Origin of the sequence: Chryseobacterium ureilyticum (assembly GCF_900156735.1) — a bacterium.
Taxonomy (GTDB): Bacteria; Bacteroidota; Bacteroidia; order Flavobacteriales; family Weeksellaceae; genus Chryseobacterium; species Chryseobacterium ureilyticum.
Genome location: NZ_FTOL01000002.1, coordinates 515616 through 535324, shown reverse-complemented (window position 1 = coordinate 535324; position 19709 = coordinate 515616). Strand labels below are relative to the sequence as shown.

The 19709-nt window shown below is 36.1% G+C and carries 20 protein-coding genes; 16 read left to right on the top strand and 4 right to left on the bottom strand.

The genetic code is table 11. From position 1 onward, the window contains the following. Positions 1–2 precede the first annotated feature (2 nt). From rpoC to BW983_RS08590, 12 genes are all read left to right on the top strand, one after another. A complete protein-coding gene (gene rpoC / locus BW983_RS08645) occupies positions 3–4268 on the top strand; it encodes a DNA-directed RNA polymerase subunit beta' (protein WP_076551586.1) in 4266 nt (1421 codons plus the stop codon). A gap of 87 nt (positions 4269–4355) precedes the next feature. Further along, positions 4356–4661, top strand: coding sequence for a DUF3467 domain-containing protein (locus BW983_RS08640; protein ID WP_002976436.1), 306 nt, complete (start codon positions 4356–4358; stop codon positions 4659–4661). A gap of 220 nt (positions 4662–4881) precedes the next feature. Then, positions 4882–5532: a Crp/Fnr family transcriptional regulator gene (locus BW983_RS08635; protein ID WP_076551585.1), complete on the top strand. Its 651-nt coding sequence runs from the start codon at positions 4882–4884 to the stop codon at positions 5530–5532. A 126-nt stretch (positions 5533–5658) separates the two neighbouring features. Further along, complete coding sequence (locus tag BW983_RS08630) at positions 5659–6501, top strand: DUF5777 family beta-barrel protein (RefSeq protein ID WP_076551584.1); 843 nt, start codon at positions 5659–5661, stop codon at positions 6499–6501. A gap of 1 nt (position 6502) precedes the next feature. After that, positions 6503–6850, top strand: coding sequence for a c-type cytochrome (locus BW983_RS08625; protein WP_076551583.1), 348 nt, complete (start codon positions 6503–6505; stop codon positions 6848–6850). 11 nt (positions 6851–6861) lie between these two features. After that, positions 6862–7404 carry a YceI family protein gene (locus BW983_RS08620; protein ID WP_076551582.1) on the top strand — a complete coding sequence of 181 codons (543 nt, stop codon included), beginning with the start codon at positions 6862–6864 and terminating at the stop codon, positions 7402–7404. Continuing rightward, positions 7401–7919 (top strand): ankyrin repeat domain-containing protein, encoded by a 519-nt coding sequence (locus BW983_RS08615; protein WP_076551581.1) that lies wholly within the window; start codon positions 7401–7403, stop codon positions 7917–7919. Before BW983_RS08620 ends, BW983_RS08615 begins: the two co-directional genes overlap by 4 nt. 1 nt (position 7920) lies before the next feature. Next, positions 7921–8667, top strand: a complete 747-nt coding sequence (locus BW983_RS08610) for a T9SS type A sorting domain-containing protein (RefSeq protein WP_076551580.1) — start codon at positions 7921–7923, stop codon at positions 8665–8667. 142 nt (positions 8668–8809) lie between these two features. Next, the gene (locus BW983_RS08605) at positions 8810–9412 is read left to right on the top strand and encodes a GrpB family protein (RefSeq protein WP_076551579.1); all 603 of its coding nucleotides are present in this window, start codon (positions 8810–8812) and stop codon (positions 9410–9412) included. Positions 9413–9417: 5 nt separating this feature from the next. After that, positions 9418–9813, top strand: a complete 396-nt coding sequence (locus BW983_RS08600; protein ID WP_139329246.1) for a cytidine deaminase family protein — start codon at positions 9418–9420, stop codon at positions 9811–9813. 18 nt (positions 9814–9831) lie between these two features. Next, positions 9832–10668 (top strand): GNAT family N-acetyltransferase, encoded by an 837-nt coding sequence (locus BW983_RS08595; protein WP_076551577.1) that lies wholly within the window; start codon positions 9832–9834, stop codon positions 10666–10668. 94 nt (positions 10669–10762) lie between these two features. Continuing rightward, positions 10763–12046 carry an alkaline phosphatase family protein gene (locus tag BW983_RS08590; protein WP_076551576.1) on the top strand — a complete coding sequence of 428 codons (1284 nt, stop codon included), beginning with the start codon at positions 10763–10765 and terminating at the stop codon, positions 12044–12046. Between the two features lie 109 nt (positions 12047–12155). On the opposite strand, the gene BW983_RS08585 is transcribed toward BW983_RS08590, so the two are convergent. Further along, complete coding sequence (locus BW983_RS08585; protein ID WP_076551575.1) at positions 12156–13034, bottom strand: NAD(P)H-binding protein; 879 nt, start codon at positions 13032–13034, stop codon at positions 12156–12158. Positions 13035–13188: 154 nt separating this feature from the next. Between BW983_RS08585 and BW983_RS08580 the strand changes: the two genes are divergently transcribed. Then, positions 13189–13572 (top strand): winged helix-turn-helix transcriptional regulator, encoded by a 384-nt coding sequence (locus BW983_RS08580; RefSeq protein ID WP_076551776.1) that lies wholly within the window; start codon positions 13189–13191, stop codon positions 13570–13572. 131 nt (positions 13573–13703) lie between these two features. Here BW983_RS08580 and BW983_RS08575 read toward each other — a convergent pair whose 3' ends face one another. Then, positions 13704–14756 carry an NAD(P)-dependent alcohol dehydrogenase gene (locus BW983_RS08575; RefSeq protein WP_076551574.1) on the bottom strand — a complete coding sequence of 351 codons (1053 nt, stop codon included), beginning with the start codon at positions 14754–14756 and terminating at the stop codon, positions 13704–13706. Positions 14757–14786: 30 nt separating this feature from the next. Next, on the bottom strand, positions 14787–15191 hold the full coding sequence (locus tag BW983_RS08570) for a cupin domain-containing protein (RefSeq protein WP_076551573.1): 405 nt from the start codon (positions 15189–15191) through the stop codon (positions 14787–14789). Positions 15192–15319: 128 nt separating this feature from the next. On the opposite strand from BW983_RS08570, the gene BW983_RS08565 reads away from it, so the two are divergent. The 3 genes from BW983_RS08565 to BW983_RS24005 all read left to right on the top strand — a co-directional run bounded on the left by BW983_RS08565 (position 15320) and on the right by BW983_RS24005 (position 18166). After that, positions 15320–16222, top strand: a complete 903-nt coding sequence (locus BW983_RS08565; protein WP_076551572.1) for a helix-turn-helix domain-containing protein — start codon at positions 15320–15322, stop codon at positions 16220–16222. 283 nt (positions 16223–16505) lie between these two features. Continuing rightward, positions 16506–17849, top strand: a complete 1344-nt coding sequence (locus tag BW983_RS08560; RefSeq protein ID WP_084184388.1) for a carboxylesterase family protein — start codon at positions 16506–16508, stop codon at positions 17847–17849. A gap of 149 nt (positions 17850–17998) precedes the next feature. Then, positions 17999–18166 carry a hypothetical protein gene (locus tag BW983_RS24005; RefSeq protein ID WP_167369975.1) on the top strand — a complete coding sequence of 56 codons (168 nt, stop codon included), beginning with the start codon at positions 17999–18001 and terminating at the stop codon, positions 18164–18166. A 54-nt stretch (positions 18167–18220) separates the two neighbouring features. Here the strand turns inward: BW983_RS24005 and BW983_RS08555 are convergent, their stop codons facing one another. Then, positions 18221–19693: an alpha-amylase gene (locus BW983_RS08555; RefSeq protein WP_076551571.1), complete on the bottom strand. Its 1473-nt coding sequence runs from the start codon at positions 19691–19693 to the stop codon at positions 18221–18223. Between the last annotated feature and the right edge of the window lie 16 nt (positions 19694–19709).

The following is a 19709-nucleotide window of genomic DNA, read 5'->3' as shown; positions in this document are numbered from 1 at the left end:
TTATGTCAAATAAAAATAAATCAAGTAGATTTAATAAAATAACCATCGGTTTAGCTTCACCGGAGTCTATTTTACAAGATTCAAGAGGGGAGGTTTTAAAGCCGGAAACTATTAACTACAGAACTCACAAGCCTGAAAGAGACGGGCTATTCTGTGAGAAAATCTTTGGTCCTGTAAAGGATTACGAATGTGCTTGTGGTAAATACAAGAGAATTCGTTACAAAGGGATCGTTTGTGACCGTTGTGGAGTAGAAGTTACTGAGAAAAAAGTAAGAAGAGAGAGAATCGGGCACATCAACCTTGTAGTTCCAATTGCACACATTTGGTATTTCCGTTCATTACCAAACAAAATCGGATACCTTCTTGGAATTCCTTCTAAGAAATTAGATATGATCATCTACTACGAAAGATACGTAGTGATCCAACAAGGTATTGCTAAGAAATTAGACGGTTCTGATTTTGATAATATGGAGTTCCTTACAGAAGAAGAATACCTTGATATCATGGAAACTCTTCCTGTAGAAAACCAATATCTTGATGATTCTGATCCAAACAAATTCATCGCCAGAATGGGTGCTGAAGCTGTAGAAGATTTATTAAAAAGAATCGATCTTGATGCATTGTCTTTCGACTTGAGACACAAAGCTCACAATGAAGGATCTAAGCAAAGAAGAACTGAAGCTCTTAAGAGATTGAACGTTGTAGAAGCATTAAGAGGTGCTAATACAAGAATGATCAACAGACCAGAGTGGATGATTATGCGTGTTCTTCCTGTTATCCCACCAGAACTAAGACCATTAGTTCCATTGGATGGAGGACGTTTCGCTACTTCTGACTTGAACGACCTTTATAGAAGAGTAATTATCAGAAATAACCGTTTGAAGAGATTATTGGAGATCAAAGCTCCTGAAGTAATCTTGAGAAACGAGAAGCGTATGCTTCAGGAATCAGTAGATTCATTATTCGATAACACAAGAAAATCTTCTGCAGTAAAATCTGAATCAAACAGACCATTGAAATCACTTTCTGATTCATTGAAAGGTAAGCAAGGTCGTTTCCGTCAGAACTTACTAGGGAAAAGGGTTGACTACTCTGCGCGTTCGGTAATTGTTGTAGGTCCAAACTTACAGCTTCACGAATGTGGTATCCCTAAAGATATGGCAGCTGAACTTTACAAACCGTTCATCATTAGAAAACTAATCGAGAGAGGAATTGTAAAAACAGTAAAATCTGCGAAGAGAATTATCGATAGAAAAGAACCAGTAGTTTATGATATCCTTGAAAACGTGATGAAAGGTCACCCGGTACTATTGAACAGGGCACCTACTCTTCACAGACTTGGTATTCAGGCTTTCCAACCTAAGATGATTGAAGGTAAAGCTATCCAACTACACCCATTAGTAACAACAGCATTCAACGCCGATTTCGATGGTGACCAGATGGCGGTACACTTACCGTTAGGACCAGAAGCGATTCTTGAAGCTCAGTTATTGATGTTAGGTTCTCAAAACATCTTGAACCCTGCAAACGGTTCTCCAATTACAGTACCATCTCAGGACATGGTTCTTGGTCTTTATTTCATGACTAAAGAATTGAGTTCTACAGAAGATATGAAAGTAAAAGGAGAAGGTCTTGCATTCTATTCTCCTGAAGAAGCGGAAATCGCTTACGCAGAAGGTAGAGTTTCATTAAATGCTAAGGTAAGATGTAGACTACCAGTTAAAGAAGATGGAGTAATCGTAACAAGATTAATCGAAACTTCTGTAGGTAGAATCTTATTCAACCAAATCGTACCTAAGCAAGTAGGATATATCAATGAACTTCTTACTAAGAAATCATTGAGAAACGTTATCGGTAAGATCCTTGCTGATACAGATTTCCCTACAACTGTGAAGTTCTTGGATGCAATGAAAGATCTAGGGTATTCAAACGCATTCAAAGGAGGTCTATCGTTCTCTCTTGGAGATATCGTAGTACCTGTGGAGAAAAAGCAGATGATTGCTACTTCAATTGAAACTGTAGACGAAATTAGAGCTAACTATAACATGGGTCTAATTACCGATACAGAACGTTATAACCAGGTAATCGACGTTTGGACTAACACCAACGCTGGATTAACTGAAATGATCATGAGCAGAATGAAAACTGACCAAGGTGGTTTCAACTCTGTATACATGATGCTTGACTCTGGGGCGAGGGGTTCTAAGGAACAGATCCGTCAGTTATCAGGGATGAGAGGTTTGATGGCAAAACCGCAAAAAGCTGGTTCTACCGGTGCGGAGATCATCGAAAACCCGATCCTTGCAAACTTTAAGGAAGGTCTTTCCATCTTAGAGTACTTTATCTCTACCCACGGTGCTCGTAAGGGTCTTGCGGATACCGCTCTTAAAACTGCCGATGCTGGTTACCTAACCAGAAGATTGGTAGACGTTGCACAGGACGTTATCGTTACAGAAGACGATTGTGGAACACTGAGAGGAACAGAAGTTACTGCACTTAAGAAAAATGACGAGATCGTTGAAAAAATCTCTGAAAGAATCTTAGGTAGAGTATCTCTTCACAATATCTATGATCCGGAAAGTGACGAATTAATCACTGAAGCAGATCAGGTAATCACTGAGCAATTAGCTAAGAGAATTGAAGAAGCAGGATTAGAAGCAGTTGAAGTACGTTCTCCGTTAACTTGTGAAGCTAAGAAAGGTATCTGTGCGAAATGTTACGGTAGAAACTTAGCAACAGGTAAGATGATCCACATGGGTGAAGCGGTAGGTGTAATTGCAGCACAATCAATTGGGGAACCAGGTACTCAGCTTACGTTGAGAACTTTCCACCAAGGGGGTACTGCAGGAAACGTATCAGAAAACCCATCTATCGTTGCAAGAAGAGATGGTATCGTTGAAATGGACGAAGTAAGAACAATTACTTCTGAAGATGAAAACGGTAATACAGCTGAGGTTGTGGTTTCTCGTTCAACAGAATTTAGATTAGTTGCTGATAATGAGTCTAGAACTCCATTAATGGTAGCTAACGTTCCTTATGGATCGATATTATCTGTAAAACCAGGTGATAAAGTGAAGAAAGGAGATACAATCTGTAGATGGGATCCGTATAACGCGGTTATCATTGCTGAAACTTCAGGTAAGGTAGAATACGAGGATATTATCCAGGGTATTTCATTCCAGCTTGAAATTGATGAACAGACAGGATTCGAAGAGAAAGTAATCTCTGAATCTAGAAATAAGAAAGCCGTACCTACCTTGAAGGTGGTAGACTCTAAAGGTGTTGAGCAAAAAGCATACAACTTACCGGTAGGAGCCCACTTAATGGTAAACGATGGTGAAAAAATTAAGGCTGGTAAAGTCTTAATCAAGATCCCAAGAAAATCTGCAAAAGCAGGGGATATCACCGGAGGTCTTCCGAGAGTTACCGAATTATTCGAAGCAAGAAACCCTTCAAACCCAGCGGTTGTTACTGAAATCGACGGGGTAGTTTCTTACGGAAAAATTAAGAGAGGTAACCGTGAACTTATCGTTGAAGCTAAAACTGGAGAAAGAAAAATTTACTTAGTTAAATTATCAAACCAGATCTTAGTACAGGAGAATGACTTCGTGAGAGCTGGTTCGCCACTTTCTGACGGTTCAATCACTCCAGACGATATCTTAAGAATTAAAGGTCCAACAGCTGTTCAGGAATACTTAGTAAACGAAATCCAGGAGGTTTACCGTCTACAAGGGGTAAAAATCGACGACAAGCACTTCGAAATCATCGTAAGACAGATGATGACAAAAGTATCTATCGTGGATGGAGGTGATACTCAATTCCTAGAAGGAGCTCTTGAGCACAAATATGACTTCTTAGAAGAAAACAACAGAGTATTCGGTCTTAAAGTAGTAGTAGATGCTGGTGATTCTAAAGAATTCATGCCAGGTCAGATGATTACTGCAAGAGAATTAAGAGATGAAAACTCTAAATTGAAGCGTGAAGATCAAGCTTTAGTTGATGTAAGAGAAGCTTTACCGGCTACTGCAACACCAGTATTACAAGGTATTACAAGAGCAGCTCTTCAAACTAAATCGTTCATGTCTGCAGCGTCGTTCCAGGAAACTACTAAAGTTCTAAACGAAGCGGCTGTAGCAGGTAAGATCGATGATCTGAACGGTCTTAAAGAAAATGTAATTGTAGGACACAGAATTCCTGCAGGTACAGGTCTTAAAGAATATCAGAATGTTATCGTAGGTTCTAAGAAAGAATTCGAAGACCTTAACTAAATTTAATGATTTGAAATTTGGGATTTGAAATTATTTTTATATTTTCACAATCTCAAATTTCGAATTTTAAAAACATAATTTATAACAATGGACAACAATCAAAATCCACAAGACGGAAACATCAACATCGAATTAAACGAAATGGTAGCTGCTGGAATCTATGCTAACTTAGCATTAGTAAACCACTCTCCATCTGAATTTGTAGTAGACTTTATTCAGTTGATGCCGGGTGTTCAGCAAGCTAAAGTAAGATCAAGAGTTATTCTTGCTCCACTTCATGCTAAAAGAGTATTAAACGCTCTTCAACAGAACATCGCTAACTACGAGCAGCAGTTCGGAGAAATCAAAGAAGTTGAGCCTTTCGTATTAGGAGGAAACAACGTACAAGCTTAAGATTTTTCTTACAATAAATAAGATGCCCCGGTTTTTATCGGGGCATTTTTTTTGATTTTATACAAGATGAAAATTAATGAAACATTTTAAAATTAAATCGATGAGTGTTTGATGAAATGTTTTTGTTGAATTGTTAATTTTATATAATAAAACAAAAAAATATCATATCAATATTTCAAATCTATATATTTGTTGCTAGAAAAAGTAGAAAAATATTAATATGGTCAATAGTCCTTTTGTTGTAAATAAATTTGGGTTTTTAGGTAATGAATTTTTAGCAGCACTTCAGCAGCATGGGATCATTTCAGACATAAAAGCAAAGACTGAGATCATTAGAGAAGGTCAGAAAAATAAATATGTGCCCTTTCTGATTAAAGGATCTATTAAAGTTTTTACATTGAATGACGGGCGGGAACTGATCTACTATTATATCAAAGAAAATGACAGTTGTCTGATGACCTTTTCTTCAATATTTACAGACTATACAAGTAGAGTATACGCTATTGCTGAAGAAGACTCTGAAGCCTTACTCATTCCTGTTTCTGTGATCCATGATTGGCTAATCAGATTTCCTGAAATCAATAAACTTTTTTATCGTGAGTATGATCGGCGATTTTCAGAAGTTATGAATATGGTCAATGATGCCGTTTTCCATAGGCTGGATAAAAGAGTACTCAATTATATCGGGCAACAGATTTCTGCCACAGGAAAAAATCCGATCAAAATTACACATCGGGAGATAGCCAATAGTTTGGGGACTTCCAGAGAAGTTGTAAGCAGGGTTTTAAAAAAAATAGAAAGTGATGGCGAAATTTTACAGACTAAAGAAGGTATCAAAATTATTGTAAATGAAGATGTTAGATTAATCTAATTTATATTGTTTTAATAGTTTTGTTTTTATGATTGATAAAAACTATTTTTAAGGTGACTTTTGTCACATATTTTTGAATTAATAACTTGATAAGTTTGTTATATCATAATTTAATTCAAATTGTATATGACAAAAGCTCTCTTGTTTTTATCAGTACTTACATCAGGTTTCGCCTTCTCACAGGAAGATCTGCTGAAAGATATTGATACCATTAAAACCAATACCGAAATCTCACAACCGGCTTTTAAAGCTCTACAGATAGTTACCGGGCAATCTACCAAACTCACCGCAAAGAAAGAATGGTACGTGGTCATTGCGCACCGTTTTGGAGATGTAAGTACCGGGTTTAAAAACTTTTTCGGATTGGATAATGCCTCCACCAAATTAGGTGTAATTTACGGGATTACGGATGCCGTATCTGTAAGTCTTTCCCGGGAAACCAATATGAAAACCTTTGAAGGTGGAGTAAAATACAGACTGGTGAGACAAAACGATAACTTTCCTGTAGATATCGTAGGCTATAATGTAGTGGCAGCCAATACGGATCTGGATAAAGACACTTATCCGCATCTTAAGTTCAACGACAGACTTGCATACCTTACCCAGGCTTTGATTTCTAGAAGATTCAGTGATAAACTTTCACTACAGCTCACCCCTTCGTACGTTCATAAAAATCTGTACGAACCCAATATTGAAGATAAAAACCAATTTTTAGCAGGCTTGGGCGGACGATATAAAATTTCAAAAAGAATATCTCTGAATGCAGAATATTTTGTGAATTTCGATAATCACAGTTTCTATAAAAATCCATTATCGCTGGGAGTAGATATAGAAACCGGGGGACATGTTTTTCAGCTTTTATTTACCAATTCCCAGATCAATTCCGATATAGGATACCTTACAAATGCATCAGGAAACTGGGGGAAAGGACATATTTTCTTTGGGTTTAATCTTTATAGAGTTTTTTAATATGAAAAAGTTAATATACCTACTGACAGTATCCTTGGCAATGGTAATAATTGCCTGTGAGAGCAGAACATATGAAGAAATTTCAGATAATACCCCTATAACAGTGGCTGTAAACTATACCGCGGATATAAAACCAATCATAGAAAATAACTGTATAGGATGTCACTCTGCCGGAAGCTTTAAACCATTAACAAATTATGAACAGGTAAAAAATAATATAGAAGGTATTCTGGACAGGATTCAAAGAGCAAATGGTGATCAGCAGAAAATGCCAAAAGGAGGTTCTTTATCTGCTACACAAATCAATATTTTCCTTAAATGGAAAGCCGATGGATTAATTGAAAATTAAAAAGATTTGATATGAAAAAAATAATATTATTGGGTATTTCTCTGTGTGTCAGTTATACCTATGCTCAAAAATACAGTTCCAAAACAGGGATTGTGAACTTTGAAGCTTCTGTGCCTTTATTCGAAGATATTTACGCCTCGGATGATAATAATCTGGTGGTTTTAAATGCCGATAATGGAGAAATAGCATCCGTTTCAATTGTCAAAAACTTTCATTTTAAAACTAAATTAATGGAAGAGCACTTCAACGAAAGCTATGCCGAAACAGCCAAATATCCCAAAACAACATTCAAAGGTAAGATTGTCAATTTCGATGCTGCAAAACTGACTTCTAACCCACAAAAATATACTATTCAGGGAACTCACAATTTTCATGGAGTTGACAAAGCGGTTACCTCAGCGGCAACAATATATGCAAAGGATGGCAAAATCTATGTGCAAGGGAATTTTGTGGCAAAACCTGCAGAGTATAAAGTTACAATTCCTAAAATGGTAACGAAGAAAATAGCTGAAAGTGTAAATGTGGAGTATAAATATATATTGACGAAACAATGAAAAATCTAATTGTATTGACAGGCTTTTTTTTAAGCTCACTTCTAACAGCTCAGGTAAAATCAATATTTGATATTGCAAGATCTGGTACTGTAACTGAAGTTCAGGAACTGATGAAACAAAACCCTGATGTCATTAACCAAACTAATGAGGGTGGTTTTTCACCTCTCATTCTGGCATGTTACAGGGGGAATATAGAGGTGGCAAAATTCCTGATTGATCACGTAAAAGATGTAAACTATAAAAGTAGAGAAGGAACTGCATTGGCGGGACTAGCAGTAAAGTATAACAGAGAACTGACAGAATCTTTATTGAAAAGAAGTGCAGATCCTAATATTGCAGATGCTACAGGATATACTCCTTTATTCTGGGCAGTGAAATTTGGAAACAAAGATTTGGTTGAGCTGCTTCTGAAGTACAAAGCAGACAAATCCAGAAAAGATTCAATGGGAATGACCCCTTTTGAATATGCATTACAAACGAACAACAAGGAAATCATTAATCTCTTAAAAAATTGATATGAAAAAAACTTTACTAACACTGAGTTTAGCTCTTGCAAATTTTGCCTGGGCACAATTTTCGTCAGGAGTGGTCAATCTATTGGCTACATCCATGACGGTGAAATTAGATACAACTCCTACTGGAGTAACACTTACATTGACAGGTGACAGTAATTCAATGCTTGGAATTGGTTTTGGAAGTACTGGTATGGCAACAGGAGCCGATGGATTTATATATAATTCTTCTGCAAACAGAGATTATACGTTTACCGGTTTCGGGAATCCACCTAATGCAGATCCTTCTCAGGATTGGACAGAAACATCTAATACTGTGGCTGGAAGTATCAGAACCATTGTAGCAACAAGATCACTTTCGGGTGGAGGCGGAGATTTTACCGTTCCTAATACTGCTGGAACGATTAATATTTTTTATGCAAGGAAATCAAGTCCGTCTATAGGCTATCATGATGCAGGAAGAGGATATGCAACATTAACAATGACAGCAAGTACTTTGTCAACAAATGAAGTATTTGCCAATAGCAAAAAAGTAAATGTTTATCCTAATCCGGCAAAAACAAGTGTGAACTTCAAAAACTTTGAGAAAATCAAATCTGTGGAAATCTACGAAGCAACTGGAAGAAAAATAAAATCAATAATCCCTGATAAACAAAATATTAATATTGAAGATCTACAATCTGGAAACTATTATCTTGAAATCAGACTCAAGGATGGAAGTGTTTCTTATGACAAAATGATCAAAGAATAATTTCTAACAATTAAAATATATTAAATAGTACCTCTTCTTTTTAAGAGGTACTATTTTTAGTATCCATATGAAATATCTTGAGATGCCTAATAATAAAGGATTTGACTAATTTTTCATATATTTGTTAGTCACCACAATTTCCATGAAAGTTACTTTTGAAAAATACAATCCGATTTGGAAAGAACAATTTGAATCCATTAAAAAAGATCTGGAAAAAAATATTGGTTTCTTACAGCCGGAAATTGAACATATCGGAAGTACCTCAGTAGAGGGCTTGTCTGCCAAACCGATTATTGATATTATGATCGGTGTAAAAAATGAAACGGAATTAGATCAGATTCCATCTCTATTACAGGGAAAAGATTATGTTTATTATGAAAAGTATAACGAAGAAATGCCATACCGGCGGTTTTTTATTAAGCTTAAAGATAAACCTCAGACCTTAGGCTTTCCTGAAATTATTCATTTAGGTGATCAAATTCCCGAAGAACTACACAATCATCAGCTTCGTATAGCACATATTCATACAATTCCAACGTCATCAGAACATTGGCTTCGACACATTGCATTTCGGGATTATCTCCGTTCCCATCCCGATATTAAAGAAGAATATCAGCAATTAAAGGAAAAACTCAGTCAGCTGGAATGGATTGATGGCAATGATTATAATGAGGGAAAAGATCCTTTTATCAAAAAAGAAGAACAGAATGCGATTCAATGGTATTTAAATAATCAAATTAAATGAATTTCATGAGAAAAGATTTGAAGGAAATTGCCAGCCAATTTGCAAAATCAACGATACTGAATGATTTTATAGAATATGGTGGAGTAGCAGCGGCAATTGAAACAGCAGCAGGAAATATATATACAGGAATTAGCATAGACACAGCTTGTTCTATGGGATTTTGTGCCGAACACAGTGCCGTGGCTGAAATGTTGAAAAATGGAGAAAGCCATATTAAAGCAGCCGTTGCTGTAGGAAATGATGGAAACGCTGTTCCACCATGTGGACGATGCAGAGAACTGATGAGCCAGTTGTCGAAAGACAATCTTAATGCGATAATCGAAGTGAAAAACGGAGTATTTGTAACCTTAAAAGAACTAATGCCTTACGACTGGAAAGAAGACCTTGACAGAGAATGGTAATAATTTAAATAAAGACTAATGGAGTTTAGAACCTTGACAAATGTAAGTGTAGATGAAATTTTAACAGTATTTAATCTGTCTTTCTCAGATTATATTGTTCCTTTTCACTTAACGAAAGAAGTGCTTACCTCAAAAATTGCCGCAGAAAAATTAAATATGGATATTTCCGTAGGTGGTTTTGAAGATGGAAAATTAGTAAGCTTTATTCTTCAGTCTGAAGCAATAGAAGACGGACAGAAAATCATCTATAATGGCGGAACAGGAGTTATTCCGGAAAGCAGAGGAAAAGGTCTGGTTAGAAAAATGTATGACTTTATTATCCCTGTTTTAAAAGAAAGAAATGCTGAGGTATTGTTATTGGAGGTGATTGAAGGGAACGCAGCTGCAATCAGAGCTTATGAAAACTTAGGATTTAAAATTGTCAGAAAACTGCTTTGCTTTAGAGGAAATATTCGCTCAGAACAGGAAAACGCTGAGATCACTATAAAGAAAATGGCAGAGTTCCAATGGGATAGTCTTCGTTCTTTCTGGGATATTGAACCTTCCTGGCAAGGATCTGTTTATGTATTGGATCCTATGCCTGAAATTTACACAACTATGGGAGCTTATGCTGATGACAAGCTTGTAGGGTATATTATTTACAATTCCACAGCGAGAAAAGTACTTCAGGTTGCTGTTCATAAAGAATACAGAAAACAAGGAATAGGTAGGATGCTTTTCAAAACTATTGTTGATGGAAGTCCAATTGCTATCAATAATGTAGACGATGTTTCCAAAGAGACCAAAGAGTTTCTTGATCAGAAAATCGGTCTTGAAAACTGGTTATCACAATTTGAAATGAAAAGAACTATTTAGTTTAATTCAAAAATAATTGGTTTTAATATACTTTTAACCTCTTAAACTTTTCAGGGAGCAGTAGAGAATGTAACTTTGCCAAAAATTTTAAATAATGAAGCGAGGAATACATTTTTTACTGCTGTTTATTTCCTTAACAGTTTTTGCCCAGCAGGTAAATGTGGATACGGCTCAGGTAGTCGTTCCGGGTAGACAAAATAGTGTGGAAGCCCAATCAAAACCATATGTTATCATGATCTCCACAGATGGTTTCCGATACGATTACGCAAATAAATACAATGCTGAAAATCTGCTGAAACTTTCCGGGAACGGTGTAAAAGCTGAAGCAATGATTCCAAGTTATCCAAGCATTACTTTCCCCAACCACTGGAGCCTTATTACGGGAATGTATCCAGCACATCACGGTTTAATAGACAATTTTTTCTATGATTATAAGCGAAAGGAAACTTATGCGATGAGCAATAAAAAAAATGCAGAAGACGGAAGTTGGTATGGAGGAATTCCTCTTTGGGGATTAGCTGAAAAACAAGGTGTAGTGTCTGCTTCATTAATGTGGGTAGGTTCTGCAAGTGATGCAGGTGGAATGAGACCTTCTTATTACTATCCATATCACGAAAAATTTACACCTTCGGAAAAAGTGGAAAAAGTTGTCAACTGGTTAAAGCTTCCTGAAGATAAAAGACCTCACTTTATTTCGTTGTACTTCCCTGAAGTAGATGGAAGCGGACATCATTACGGTCCTGATACCAAAGAAACAGAAACCGCTGTACATCTGATTGATAAGGCAATAGGGGAGCTAGTTCAGAAAGTCAATGATTTAGGATTAAAAAATGTCAACTTTGTATTCGTTTCCGATCACGGAATGATAAAAGTAGATGGTGGAACTCCACTGGAAATCCCGGCTCTTCTTTTTGATAAAACCAGATTTGACTTTTATAATTCTCAGACACTTTTAAGAGTATACGTGAAAAATCCGGATGAGGTAAAAGCGGTTTACAAAGAATTAAAAGCCAATAAAACAGGCGATTATGAAGTGTGTCTGGATAAAAAGCTTCCTAAATACTTACATTTTGCAACAAAAGATGATCAGTACAACAGAATAGGACAAATTCTTTTATTACCAAAAGCACCGAAGATTTTCCTGGAAAAAGGTAAAAAAACATCAGTCGGAAAACATGGTTATAACCCAAGAACAGTTCCTGAAATGAAGGCAACATTCTACGCTTGGGGACCGGAATTTAAAAACAATCTGGTGATCGATGAATTTGCTAATGTAAATGTTTATCCGCTTGTTGCTGATATTTTAGGGTTAAAAATTGATCAGCCTATCGATGGAAAAATCAAAGTATTGAAAAAGATATTAAAAGAAAAGAAATAATATTATCATTCTAAAAAATAATAGTTTCGGCGCACCAAAGGTGCGCCGAAACTATTATTTTAAACCGTCTAACAAGAAATACAATTTCTATTATTTAGTATAGAATTCATTAAAACTGAGCAGCAAATTCTTTAGCGAAATCTTCTAATTTTACACTTCCGTTTACTGGAGATCCATGCTCAATAAAATCTTTTTGTACAGTTCCGGTTTTCATTCCCAATCCCATTTCCACATAAAGTTCAGCCATATCCTGAGGCAAACCAGCCTGTAGCATTCCGTTTAAAGAATCTTTATCCGAAAACTCTACCCATGGAAGTTCAGGTTTTTCTACTGAGGAGCCAAGCACTTTCGCGAAATCAGATGCCTTTCGGGAATCACTTACAATATATCTGATATTTTTTCCGGGTTCATTTTTTACCAATTCCTCTGCTGCTGCTTTAGCAATATCAGTAGGATGGACTACTGGGATTTCTGTATTTTCAGGATAATTTCCACCAATAATTCCAGCATTTTTAATCAATGGAATATCATTAAAGAAATTTGTATAAAAATATCCCGCTCTTAAGAATGTAAATGAGGTGTTGTCAATTTCCTGATATAGCTTTTCAATATGATGTAGCCCTTTGATCGGACCATTTTCTACAGGAGATCCCGCTCCTACACTGCTTAGCATTACAGCTCTTTTTACTCCTGTGCTTTTTAATGCTTCAGCATAATTTTTTCCGGCATCGATGGTATTCTGAACAATATTATCTGCACTGATTGCGGGAGGAGTCATGACAAATACAGCGTCGGCTCCGTTAAATGTTTGAGTTAAAAAATCAACATCAGTAATAGATCCGATAGCAGGTTTTGCTCCTAAAGATTCAATGTCTTGTTTTTTTGATTCATTGCTGCTGATTACTGTGATATCATGTCCTTGTTCTACCAATTGCTTTGCTAAAGGTTTAGCTACATTTCCGAGTGATCCTGTGATTATAATTTTCATATTTAAATTTTTTATTGTTTGTAATTGTTGAGTATTAATATCTTAAAACTGATTTCGGTGAAGAAATTTTATGAAAAATATTTTTTTATTTCCTGAGACAAAGTTATATTTGTACTTACTTTTATACAAGTACTTACCCTAAAGTATGTATGTTATGACAGCAATTAAAGAAAGTTCTACCATTCAGGAAAACAAAAAAATAGTGCAGGATTGTCCTGTGATGTATGTCATGGAAAGGATCGGTGGTTTCTGGAAACCTATTATTCTGTTCAACCTTTCCACTGGAGAGAAAAGATACAGTGAACTGAAGAAAGCCATTCCGGCCGTAACGGAAAAAATGTTGATTCAGCATTTAAAACAGCTTGAAGCAGACGGGCTGATCATAAGAACAGCAAGACCTGTTGTTCCGCCACATGTTACTTATAAACTGAGTACAGCCGGTAACGAACTCGCTCCTGTTATTGATGCTATGGCAGATTGGGCATTTCAGGATATGGAAAGAAATAATATAGAATGTACAAGCATATATAAAGGATAATTCTTAATCTATGTAACTTTAGAAAGGAATTTAAGCCTCATAAGCAAATAAGTTTATTAGTGAATTCGTGGCAAAAAAAAAGACTACCTCACAGAGGTAGCCATCTTATTCTAAAAAATCTTATACGTAAATTATAAAGACTGCATATCAATCACAAAACGATATCTTACATCGCTTTTAAGCATCCTTTCGTACGCTTCGTTGATGTCCTTCATTTTGATCATTTCAATTTCAGAAACAATATTATGCTCTCCGCAGAAATCTAACATTTCCTGAGTTTCAGCAATACCTCCAATTACGGATCCTGCTACAGATTTTCTTCCAAGAATCATAGGAACTGTATTCAGGATAGGCTCAAGTCCTCCTAAATATCCCACAAGAACATGCGTTCCGTTGATATTTAAAGTTGTTACATAAGGATTTACATCATGTACATAAGGAACCGTATCAATGATCACATCAAATTTCCCTTTTACAGAATCCATTTGTGCTTCATCCGTAGAAATGATAACATGATCAGCCCCCAATTGTTTTGCATCCTCAGTTTTTCCTGGCGTTCTTGAAAATAAAGTAACTTCCGCACCTAAACCTTTCGCCAGCTTGATTGCCATGTGCCCTAATCCCCCTAAACCTACAACTGCTACTTTAGAATTCGGTCCAACATTCCAATGCTTTAATGGTGACCAGGTCGTGATTCCTGCACAAAGAAGAGGAGCTACAGCAGCAAGATCAAGATTTTCAGGAACTTTTAAAACATGGTGAGAATCCACAACTACTTTTTGGGAATATCCACCAAAAGTATGACCCCCTAAGTGTTCGTCTTTTCCATTATAAGTCCCCGTGAATCCATTCTCACAATATTGCTCAAGATCATGTTTACAACTGTTACAATGTCCACAAGAATCTACGATGCATCCTACTCCTGCAAGATCACCTACTTTAAACTTGGTAACTTCACTTCCAACTTTTGTAATTCTTCCCACGATTTCATGTCCCGGAACAGCAGGGTAGATAGTTCCGCCCCAATCGTTTCTTGCCGTATGAAGGTCAGAGTGACATACTCCACAATATAGAATCTCAATTTCTACATCCTTTGAAGTGACATCCCTTCTTTCAATATTCATTTCTTTCAGATCTGCCGTGGTAGACTCAGCACCATAAGCTTTTACTGTAAATGTGTTCATTTGATTATTTTTTAGATTAATAAATTCTTTTTATAAATTGTTATACTCTTCATCTGTCACAGAATTCAGCCATTCCACAATTCCGTTTTGAGTATTGGTATTGATGGCAATATGAGTGAATTCACAGTCAGGAGCTGCCCCATGCCAGTGGATAACATTCGGAAGAATATTAACAACATCTCCAGGACGTAAAATTTGTGCCGGCTTATCTTTCTCCTGATAAAAACCTGTTCCTGAAGTTACTATTAAAATCTGTCCGCCACCATGAAAATGCCAGTTATTTCTACAGCCGGGTTCAAACGTTACATTTCCGATCTGGCAGTTGAGCTGATTTTCATTTGGTTTTATGATGTGTACCCATGCTGTTCCTCCTGAAAAATAGTCCGAAGGAGCTTTTTCTCCCCTCGGAAAAATGTTTGTATTAAAAGTTTCCATAACGGTACAAAAGTCGAAACTTTTAGAGAAATCTTACTTATACAGATTACCGAATTACTTACCAATTTTACAGACATAATATCTGTTATGCCGGAAATTGGTAATTTTGAATCATAAAAATATACTTCATGGAAAATCAGGAGGTTGAAATCTATAACAGCGTCTCAGAATATAATAAAATGGCAAATCATGAAACACTGCATCCGTTAGTAAGTGTGATTGATTTTTCCAGATCAGCCCCTATTTGCCAATATAGGAGAAAATTTGGTTTTTATACCGTTTTTCTTAAAGATGTCATGTGTGGAGATATGCAATATGGAAAACACAGCTATGATTATCAGGAAGGAACGTTGGTTTTTATTGCCCCGGGGCAGACCTATGGAATTTATAACAACGGAAACTATGTTCAACCCGCAGGCTTTGCCTTGATTTTTCATCCAGACCTGTTAAAAGGAACCAATCTTGGAAAAAATATAAAAGAGTACAACTTCTTTTCGTACGACGTACATGAAGCATTGCATCTTTCAGAAAAAGAAAGAGAAATTATCCTTGAATGTTTTAAAAATATAAAACTGGAGCTGGAGCAATCCATTGATAAACATAGTAAATCATTAATTGTAAATAATATTGAACTCTTCCTGAACTATTGCATGCGTTTCTACGACCGTCAGTTCATTACAAGAGATCATATCAATCAGGGGGTGATTGGTAAATTTGAAAATCTCGTTGATGATTATTTAAAGTCTGATAATCCAAAGAATATAGGTTTTCCAATGGTCAATTATTTTGCAGAAAAATTAAACCTGTCAGCAAATTATTTCGGTGATCTTATCAAAAAAGAACTGGGAATTTCTCCACAGGAATTGATCCACAACAAATTGATAGATATTGCCAAAGAACAGATCTTAGATCATGGAAAATCTATAAGTGAAATTTCTTACGATTTAGGATTCAAATATCCCCAGCATTTTACCAGACTGTTCAAAACTAAAGTAGGAGTTTCACCAAGCGAATATAAAACCCTGAATTAATTGCAACCAGAACTCCCACAAATTATTCTTTAAAGAAACAAATTCATTAAAATTAAAAAATACACATAAAGAAAAAATTCGTGCATCCGTGGCTATACTTTTTATACCACGGATGCACGGATTTTCAAGGGTATCTCATCCAAATTAAGACTTATTGAGGACAAATTATTTTTCTGGAAATTAATGTATTCATTAGGAGTATTTGAGTTTAAAAAGACAAGTTTAATTTTTTATTCTCAAAAAACAGAATTATCTTTAATGGTAAAAGTTTTCAACATTTAGCATGAAACCACAGCAGAAAGAAACTTATGTTTTCAATACCAGATTCGGAAAAATTACAGCATTGAAAGAAGAAGGCGTGATCAAGGCAAAAAGTATTCGTTATGCCCGTTCCGAAAGATTTCAAAAGCCCGTTCCTGTAGAATATTCTGGTATGGATATTACTTTTCCGGATAAAACACCGGTTTGCCCGCAGAAGCTGAGTCCATTGGTTGAAAAAATGATTGGAGCAACCCCTGTTGATGAATTTGAGCCGGATGAATCTACTCAATATCTTTCTATAACCCGTCCGGAACATATTATTGAAAATGAAAAACTTCCCGTTGTAATCTGGATTCATGGGGGATCTCATGAAATAGGCTGTGGGGATTTACCTACTGCTGACCCTGCGGAATGGGTAAAAGAACAGAATATCATTGTGGTAGCTGTTTCATATCGTCTGGGACTCTTTGGTTTTTTAGGCGGAGATGAAAAAAGAGCTCCGAATCTGGGCCTGTTGGATATGATTGAAGCTTTAAAATGGATCAAAAATTATATTGAAGACTTTGGCGGAGATGCAGATAATATTACGATGCTTGGGCAGTCTTCCGGTGGGGATGCTATCGCACATTTGATGATTTCCGAGGGGGTTGATCATTTATTTCAAAGAGTAATTATTCAAAGTGCACCTTTGGGATTACGTCATAAAAGACAGAAAATGTCTGCTGAATTTTTGAAGAAAACAGAAATCATTAAAGACGAAACAGATGTTTATAAAATGATGGATGATTATGGACAATTTGTTCCGTCTGTCATAAAATATGGTTTGAAAGCAGCAATGCCTTTTGGTACTCAATATGGTTTTCCTCCTTTATGCCGTGAAGAAGAATCGGTAGAAAAGTGGAGATCGACTGCGAAAAAATATGACGTATTGATAGGATTGAATAATGATGAAACCGCCTTTTACCTTAAAACCTCAGAAGCTTTAAATAAATATTTTGGGAAAGGTCTGGGATTAAAAATCATGGATAAAACGGTTGAAAAAACTACCGATCTCATCTACGGAACCCCCGCTAAAATTTTCGCAGAAAATCATGCAAAAGGCGGTGGAAATGTTTATTTATTCAGAATACATTCAAGGTTAAAAGATAATCATATCGGAGCGCCTCACTGTATAGACCTTCCTCTGATCTTTGGAAATGAAGAAGCATGGAAATCTTCGGAAATGTTAAAAGATATCCCGTGGAAAAATATTCATGAACATGGAAAGAAATTGAGGGCACTTTGGGCAGAATTTGCCAGAACGGGAAAAATTTCTGACCAATCTGAGCGTCCGGAAATCTTAAAAATACAGAAGATAGAATCGTAATTAATGATGAATGAATTGTTATTAATTTAAATTGAAATGTTTTATTTGTGTGATTTTAAATTCTTATTTCATTGTTTTATAGGCGATTGTGAATTTTAATAAAGTTTTTTTCATTATATTTATAAAACCAAATTCTAAAACATTGAACTATGAAAACAAAAAACCTTCAGAACGCAAGAAAAATTGACAGAGAGGAACTTAAACACGTACAAGGAGGAATCATCATCAGAGACAGAATATGTTGTTTTTATAACGAAGACAATTATTGCTGTGAATGGGCTATGGATCTAAGGAATTGCCGAGGTATTAAATGCTAATATTACGGAAGGATAAAAAACAAAGCGTATATCACTGATGTACGCTTTTATATTTTATTCCGGAATCCAGACGCTTACATTTCCAGCCGGAACAAGGAAATCTCCCCAACCGTTTTCGTCAATGATTACTTTATTTTTAAACCTTTTCAATACGTCTTTAAACTTCTTTCCTGAATAGTTTTTACCCACTTCCATAGGCTTGTTGTAAGCATCTTTATTACTTAGAACAACAGCACATCCGGAATGTTGATCATCCCCTTTGCGAACCCAGCCAAGGCAATTTGCATCTTCAAAATAATCTTGCTGTTCTCCATAAGCATACTCTTTTCTGGCTTTTAAAAGCGCTTCAATACCATCCACTTTCGGCATGAATATTTCCTGTTCATTTCCATTCCGGTCTTTATCAATATAATGAGCACCATACAAATCAGGATAAAATACACATGGATAACCATCCTTTCGTAACAGAATTAAGGCATAGGCAATAGGCTTAAACCATGGTTCAACCGGCGCTTCAAGATCCTGAAGAGGCTGCGTATCATGATTGGCAACCAAGCTTACAGCATGCATCGGATCAGCCTGCGTAAGAGTTTCATCAAAAACTCGTCTTAAATCATAAGATGCTCCTTCCTTTGATGCATTATGAAAGTTATTCTGCAATGAACTGTCAAAAAGGCTCATACAACCTTCAGTCACCTCAATATATTTCTGAAGCAGATGAAGATATCCTGGAGCCCAGTATTCTCCCACAGCAAAAATATTTTTTCCTGTATTGGAGCGGAGTAGAGTAAGCCATTCCTTGTAAAAATCAAAAGAAATATGTTTCAAAGCATCCAGTCGGACTCCATCAAAATCAGTTTGATCAAAATACCATTTTGCCCAATCGTTAAGCTCCTCTCTTACAAAAGGGTTTCGATGTTCAATATCATTATACATCAGGTAATCATAATTTCCCTTCTCATTATCAATCATTTCTTCCCAGTCATCGCCATATTCAGATTGTATTTTGTAAATATGTGAATCCATTCCTTCCGCATAATCCACGCCGCTGAAGCATGTGAAATTCCATTCGAAATCAGAATATTTTTTTCCTCTCCCTGGAAATGTAAATTTAGTATACGATTCTATTTCAAGAACATCAGAAATTACTTTTTCCCTGTTATTCTCATCTACCTTTACCGCTTTGAACTTTTCCAGCTCATCACCGCCTGCCTTATGTCCCAGTACAATATCGACTATGATCTCTATATTTTGTTTTTTTAAAGCCTTGATTGCTTTTAAATAATCGTTTTTAGTTCCATATCGGGTAGCTGTAGTTCCTTTCTGATCAAACTCTCCAAGGTCATAAAGGTCATAAGCATCGTAGCCTACCGAGTATCCTCCATTCGTTCCTTTATAGGCGGGTGGAAACCATACAGAGGTAATTCCAAGTTTCGCTAAATATTTGGCTTGTTTCTGAGCTTCGTTCCATAATTTTCCATCTCCTTCAGAATACCAGTGGAAAAACTGAATCATTGTTGGGTTCATAATTTGCTGATTTGGT

Bases quoted from the DNA above. Each gene is read 5' to 3' on its own strand.
- rpoC (WP_076551586.1), top strand. From the start codon at position 3: ATGTCAAATAAAAATAAATCAAGTAGATTTAATAAAATAACCATCGGT.
- BW983_RS08640 (WP_002976436.1), top strand. From the start codon at position 4,356: ATGGACAACAATCAAAATCCACAAGACGGAAACATCAACATCGAATTA.
- BW983_RS08635 (WP_076551585.1), top strand. From the start codon at position 4,882: ATGGTCAATAGTCCTTTTGTTGTAAATAAATTTGGGTTTTTAGGTAAT.
- BW983_RS08630 (WP_076551584.1), top strand. From the start codon at position 5,659: ATGACAAAAGCTCTCTTGTTTTTATCAGTACTTACATCAGGTTTCGCC.
- BW983_RS08625 (WP_076551583.1), top strand. From the start codon at position 6,503: ATGAAAAAGTTAATATACCTACTGACAGTATCCTTGGCAATGGTAATA.
- BW983_RS08620 (WP_076551582.1), top strand. From the start codon at position 6,862: ATGAAAAAAATAATATTATTGGGTATTTCTCTGTGTGTCAGTTATACC.
- BW983_RS08615 (WP_076551581.1), top strand. From the start codon at position 7,401: ATGAAAAATCTAATTGTATTGACAGGCTTTTTTTTAAGCTCACTTCTA.
- BW983_RS08610 (WP_076551580.1), top strand. From the start codon at position 7,921: ATGAAAAAAACTTTACTAACACTGAGTTTAGCTCTTGCAAATTTTGCC.
- BW983_RS08605 (WP_076551579.1), top strand. From the start codon at position 8,810: ATGAAAGTTACTTTTGAAAAATACAATCCGATTTGGAAAGAACAATTT.
- BW983_RS08600 (WP_139329246.1), top strand. From the start codon at position 9,418: ATGAGAAAAGATTTGAAGGAAATTGCCAGCCAATTTGCAAAATCAACG.
- BW983_RS08595 (WP_076551577.1), top strand. From the start codon at position 9,832: ATGGAGTTTAGAACCTTGACAAATGTAAGTGTAGATGAAATTTTAACA.
- BW983_RS08590 (WP_076551576.1), top strand. From the start codon at position 10,763: ATGAAGCGAGGAATACATTTTTTACTGCTGTTTATTTCCTTAACAGTT.
- BW983_RS08585 (WP_076551575.1), bottom strand. From the start codon at position 13,034: ATGAAAATTATAATCACAGGATCACTCGGAAATGTAGCTAAACCTTTA.
- BW983_RS08580 (WP_076551776.1), top strand. From the start codon at position 13,189: ATGACAGCAATTAAAGAAAGTTCTACCATTCAGGAAAACAAAAAAATA.
- BW983_RS08575 (WP_076551574.1), bottom strand. From the start codon at position 14,756: ATGAACACATTTACAGTAAAAGCTTATGGTGCTGAGTCTACCACGGCA.
- BW983_RS08570 (WP_076551573.1), bottom strand. From the start codon at position 15,191: ATGGAAACTTTTAATACAAACATTTTTCCGAGGGGAGAAAAAGCTCCT.
- BW983_RS08565 (WP_076551572.1), top strand. From the start codon at position 15,320: ATGGAAAATCAGGAGGTTGAAATCTATAACAGCGTCTCAGAATATAAT.
- BW983_RS08560 (WP_084184388.1), top strand. From the start codon at position 16,506: ATGAAACCACAGCAGAAAGAAACTTATGTTTTCAATACCAGATTCGGA.
- BW983_RS24005 (WP_167369975.1), top strand. From the start codon at position 17,999: ATGAAAACAAAAAACCTTCAGAACGCAAGAAAAATTGACAGAGAGGAA.
- BW983_RS08555 (WP_076551571.1), bottom strand. From the start codon at position 19,693: ATGAACCCAACAATGATTCAGTTTTTCCACTGGTATTCTGAAGGAGAT.